At 62.1% G+C, this 5072-nt stretch carries 6 protein-coding genes; all 6 read left to right on the forward strand.

What is annotated here, in order from left to right:
* Positions 1–89: 89 nt before the first annotated feature.
* The gene (gene atpB / locus VFA16_RS22150; protein ID WP_324969899.1) at positions 90–845 is read left to right on the forward strand and encodes a F0F1 ATP synthase subunit A; all 756 of its coding nucleotides are present in this window, start codon (positions 90–92) and stop codon (positions 843–845) included.
* Between the two features lie 79 nt (positions 846–924).
* Complete coding sequence (locus VFA16_RS22155) at positions 925–1179, forward strand: F0F1 ATP synthase subunit C (RefSeq protein WP_324969900.1); 255 nt, start codon at positions 925–927, stop codon at positions 1177–1179.
* Positions 1180–1188: 9 nt separating this feature from the next.
* Positions 1189–1713, forward strand: coding sequence for a F0F1 ATP synthase subunit B (locus VFA16_RS22160; protein WP_324969901.1), 525 nt, complete (start codon positions 1189–1191; stop codon positions 1711–1713).
* A 6-nt stretch (positions 1714–1719) separates the two neighbouring features.
* A complete protein-coding gene (locus VFA16_RS22165; protein WP_324969902.1) occupies positions 1720–3060 on the forward strand; it encodes a F0F1 ATP synthase subunit B/delta in 1341 nt (446 codons plus the stop codon).
* A gap of 34 nt (positions 3061–3094) precedes the next feature.
* Positions 3095–4750, forward strand: coding sequence for a F0F1 ATP synthase subunit alpha (gene atpA / locus VFA16_RS22170; RefSeq protein WP_324969903.1), 1656 nt, complete (start codon positions 3095–3097; stop codon positions 4748–4750).
* Between the two features lie 6 nt (positions 4751–4756).
* The coding region (locus VFA16_RS22175; protein WP_324969904.1) for a F0F1 ATP synthase subunit gamma at positions 4757–5072 on the forward strand (316 nt) is incomplete at its 3' end.

The following is a 5072-nucleotide window of genomic DNA, read 5'->3' on the forward strand; positions in this document are numbered from 1 at the left end:
GACCGCACTGCCGGTGTGGAACAAGTTGCGCACCGGAGCCACGCAGTCGGCTTCGGGCGATGAGCGCACGGAAGGGACGGCACACAGCGATGATTGAGACAATCCTGGCCGACGCCCAAATCCAGGTCGGCGAGCACACCACAGCCAAGTGGTTCGGGCTGACGATCAATACGGACACGGTGCTATCGACCGCAATCGCGGCAGTCATCGTGATCGCACTCGCCTTCTATCTGCGGGCAAAGGTTACCGCGACCGGCGTGCCCAACGGAGTGCAGTTGTTCTTCGAGGCGATCACCATCCAGATGCGCAACCAGATCGAGAGCACGATCGGGATGCGGATCGCGCCATTCGTGCTGCCACTGGCGGTCACCATCTTCGTGTTCATCCTGATCTCGAACTGGCTCGCAGTGCTGCCGCTGCAGATTAAGGACAAATCTGGCGCCCCCACCGAGCTGCTCAAGCCGGCGGCGGCAGACATCAATTACGTGTTGGCGTTGGCACTTTTCGTGTTCGTCTGCTATCACGTGGCGGGAATCTCGCGCCGCGGCATTCTCGGTCACCCGATCAAGGTGGTCAAGGGGCACGTCGCGGCGCTGGCGCCGATCAACATGGTCGAGGAAGTCGCCAAGCCGATCTCGCTGTCCCTTCGACTCTTCGGCAATATCTTCGCCGGCGGAATCATGGTGGCGCTGATCGCGATGTTTCCGCCGTATATCTTGTGGGCGCCCAACGCCATCTGGAAGGCGTTCGACTTGTTCGTCGGGTTCATCCAGGCGTTTATTTTCGCGCTGTTGACTATCTTGTACTTCGCTCAGGCGATGGAACTGGAAGAGGAGCACGAATAAAGCAGCCACGAACTTGCAAGACCTGGGCACTACTACGAGAGCCTGGTAGACCGCTACCAGACATCAAGGAGGAAATGGAATGGCAGGGTTAGATCCACAAGTCGCGTCCGGCGCCCTCATCGGCGGTGGACTGATCTTGGGCGGCGGCGCAGTCGGCGCCGCGATTGGTGACGGTATCGCCGGTAACGCGCTGATTTCCGGCATCGCCCGCCAGCCCGAAGCACAAGGCCGGCTGTTCACTCCGTTCTTCATCACCGTCGGTCTGGTGGAGGCCATGTACTTCATCAACCTGGCTTTCATGGCTCTGTTCGTTTTCGCCACCCCAGTCAAGTAATCCGCTGAGATGGGGGACATGAGCGCTATCGTCCTGGCCGCCGGCCAGGAAGGTGGAGGCGGCGGCGGCAACAACTTCCTCCTCCCCAACGGCACCTTCTTCGTCGTGCTGATCATCTTCCTGATCGTGCTCGGCGTAATCGGCACTTTTGTCGTGCCGCCGATTATGAAAGTGCTGCGCGAGCGCGAGTACATGGTCGCCAAGACACTGGCCGACAACAGGCGGTCCGACGAGCAATTCGCCGCCGCGCGGGACGACTACGAACAAGCGATGACCGAAGCGCGGGTCGAGGCGTCAAGCATTCGCGACAATGCCCGGGCAGAAGGCCGCAAGATTCTCGAGGACATGCGTGGCCGTGCCGAAGAAGAAGTGCGATCGACACTGCAAGATGCTCGCGAGCAATTGAAGCGAGAAGGTGACGCGGTCGCAGAAGAGCTTCGCGCCAGGGTGGAGGCCATGTCGGTCACCCTCGCCAGCCGAATCCTCGCCGTCGACATTGCTGCCGCGCCGGCAACGACAAGCTCGAAGCGGTAACCGGCGATGTCGACTTTCATCGGCCAGCTAGCCGGATTCGCGGTCATCGTCTTCTTGGTGTGGCGCTACGTCGTGCCGCCGGTGCGCAGGCTGATGACCGACCGGCAGAACGCTGTCCAGCAGGAACTGGACGAGGCTGCTGAAGCCGCCAACCGGCTGGACGAAGCGAGCCAGGCTCATGCCAAAGCTCTCGAAGACGCCAAGGCCGAAGCGCAACGTATCACCGAAGAGGCCCGTACTGACGCCCAGCGTCTCGCTGAACAACTACGGGAACAGGCCGATGCCGAAGTGGAACGTGTCAAAGTCCAGGGCGCTCGCCAGGTGGAGTTGCTACGAGCACAGCTGATCCGTGATCTTCGCCAAGACCTCGGTTACGAATCGGTGCGACGCGCACGGGAATTGGTGCGCGACCACGTCGCCGACTCGGCCCAGCAGTCTGCCACCGTCGACCGTTTCCTGGATGAGCTCGATGCAATGGCTCCCTCGGAGGCGGAAGTCCAGTCCCCCGTGTTAGCGAAGATGCGTTCGGGGAGCCGGCAGGCGCTGACCAGCTTGGTGGAGCGGTTCGGCGAGATAGCTGACGACCTGGACGATAAGGGGCTATCCACCGTTGCCGACGAGCTGGCCTCCGTTGCAATGCTGCTGAACCGCGAAACTGTCGTGACCCGATATCTCACCGTGCCGGCCGAGGACGCGAGTCCCAGGGTCCATCTGATCGAGCGGTTGATATCCGGCCAAGTCGGAGATCCCACGCTGGACGTGCTCCGCGCTGCGGTGTCGGAGCGCTGGTCGGCCAGCTCCGATCTGGTCGACGCCGTAGAACACGTGGCACGCCAGGCATTGCTGACGCGGGCAGAGCGGGCCGGTCAGGTCGACGAGGTGGAGGACCAGCTGTTCCGGTTCAGTCGCATCCTGGACACGCAGCCTCACCTTGCCATTCTGCTGGGCGACGACACCGCCCCCGCCGAAGGTCGAGTCGAGTTACTGGACAAGGTGCTCGACAATGCGAGCGGCAGAGTCAACCCGATTGCGGTTGCGCTTCTGTCCCAAACGATCCAGCTGCTGCGCGGGCAACCGGCCGATGAGGCCGTGCTGCACCTTGCCGAGGTAGCGGTGGCGCGCCGTGGCGAAGTCGTGGCACGCGTCAGCGCAGCGGCAGAAATCAGCGACGATCAGCGCAGGCGGCTGACCGAAGTGCTGAGCCGCATCTACGGTCATCCCGTGGCGGTGCAGATGCAGATTGACCCTGAACTTCTGGGCGGTCTTCGAATCTCTGTCGGTGACGAGGTGATCGACGGTACGCTCTCGGCTCGTCTCGCCACTGCGGAAACCCAGCTACCCGACTGAGTCAGCACAACAGGAACCAGGAAGACGAAAACCCATGGCCGATTTGACAATTTCCCCTGACGACATTCAAGGCGCGATCGAAGAGTACGTTAGCTCCTTCACCTCCGACACCGCCCGCGAGGAGGTCGGCACTGTCGTGGATGCCGGCGACGGCATCGCGCACATCGAGGGCTTGCCCTCGGTCATGGCCCAAGAGCTGCTCGAGTTCCCCGGCGGCGTGCTCGGCGTGGCGCTCAATCTCGACGAGCACAGTGTCGGCGCGGTGATCCTCGGCGACTTCGAGAAAATCGAAGAGGGCCAGCAGGTTAAGCGCACCGGCGAGGTGTTGTCGGTCCCCGTCGGCGACGGGTATCTGGGCCGGGTAGTCAACCCGCTTGGCCAGCCGATCGACGGGCGTGGCGACATCGAAGCCAAAGAGCGCCGGGCGTTGGAGCTCCAGGCTCCCTCGGTGATCAATCGTCAGTCCGTGAAGCAGCCGCTGCAGACCGGGATCAAGGCCATCGACTCGCAGACCCCGATCGGCCGGGGACAGCGCCAGCTGATCATCGGCGACCGCAAGACCGGCAAAACCGCGATCTGTGTGGACACCATTCTGAATCAGCGGAAGAACTGGGAGAGCGGCGACGAGGAGCTTCAGGTTCGCTGCGTCTATGTGGCCATCGGCCAGAAGGGCACCACGATTGCCGCCGTTCACCACGACCTCGAAGAAGGCGGCGCAATGGACTACACCACGATCGTGGCGGCGCCGGCAGCCGAATCGGCCGGGTTCAAATGGCTTGCGCCCTATACCGGTTCGGCGATCGGCCAACATTGGATGTATGAGGGCAAGGACGTGCTGATCGTGTTCGACGACCTCAGCAAGCATGCCGATGCCTACCGTGCAATGTCGCTGTTGCTGCGGCGTCCACCGGGCCGCGAAGCCTATCCGGGTGACGTGTTCTACCTGCACTCACGGCTGCTGGAACGCTGCGCCAAGCTGTCCGACGACCTTGGAGGCGGCTCATTGACCGGTCTGCCGATCGTCGAGACAAAAGCGAACGACATCTCGGCTTACATCCCGACCAACGTCATCTCGATTACCGACGGGCAGTGCTTCCTGGAGACAGATTTGTTCAATCAGGGTGTGCGCCCTGCCATCAACGTCGGCATGTCGGTGTCCCGGGTGGGTGGCGCTGCGCAGATCAAGGCGATGAAGGACGTGGCCGGATCGCTGCGTCTTGATCTGTCGCAGTACCGCGAATTGGAGTCGTTCGCATCCTTCGCTTCGGACTTGGATGAAAACACGCAGAAGCAACTGAACCGTGGCGAGCGACTGGTCGAACTGCTCAAGCAACCGCAGAACCAGCCCATGCCGGTCGAAGAACAGGTCATCTCCATTTTCCTGGGCACCGGTGGTCACCTGGACTCGGTACCCGTCGAAGACATCAACCGGTTCGAATCCGAATTCCTCGACCACGTTCGGTCCTCTGAAGAGGGGATCTTGAAGGAGATCCGCGAATCGCGGGAGTTCAGCGACGAGCTCGCCGACAAGGTCACCGAGGTGGTCAACGAGTTCAAGAAGGGCTTTGCGGCCACCGGTGGCGGATCGGTGGTGCCCGACGAACACGTCGAGGCCTTGGATGAGGAACAGTTGGGCAAGGAATCGGTGCAGGTGCACAAGCCCGCACCGAAGAAGGAAAAGAAGAAGTAGCCGAGGATGGGTGCCACACTTCGTCAGTTGCGCGGACGGATCCGCTCGGCCGGGTCGATCAAGAAAATCACCAAGGCCCAGGAGATGATCGCGACGTCGCGTATCGGCAAGGCGCAGTCCCGACTCCAGGCTGCGCGGCCCTATGCAACCGAGATCACGCGGATGCTTACCACCCTGGGCAACGAAGCCGCGCTTGACCATCCACTGCTCGTGGAGCGTCCCGAGCCGAAGCGCGCGGGCGTTCTCGTCGTGTCCTCAGATCGTGGCCTTTGCGGCGCCTACAACTCGAGCATCTTCCGCCGCAGCGAGCAACTGTTTTCGC

The sequence above is a fragment of the Mycobacterium sp. genome (genome assembly GCF_035653355.1).
Lineage (GTDB): Bacteria > Actinomycetota > Actinomycetes > Mycobacteriales > Mycobacteriaceae > Mycobacterium.

Bases quoted from the DNA above. Each gene is read 5' to 3' on its own strand.
- VFA16_RS22155 (WP_324969900.1), top strand. From the start codon at position 925: ATGGCAGGGTTAGATCCACAAGTCGCGTCCGGCGCCCTCATCGGCGGT.
- VFA16_RS22165 (WP_324969902.1), top strand. From the start codon at position 1,720: ATGTCGACTTTCATCGGCCAGCTAGCCGGATTCGCGGTCATCGTCTTC.
- atpB (WP_324969899.1), top strand. From the start codon at position 90: ATGATTGAGACAATCCTGGCCGACGCCCAAATCCAGGTCGGCGAGCAC.
- atpA (WP_324969903.1), top strand. From the start codon at position 3,095: ATGGCCGATTTGACAATTTCCCCTGACGACATTCAAGGCGCGATCGAA.
- VFA16_RS22160 (WP_324969901.1), top strand. From the start codon at position 1,189: ATGGGGGACATGAGCGCTATCGTCCTGGCCGCCGGCCAGGAAGGTGGA.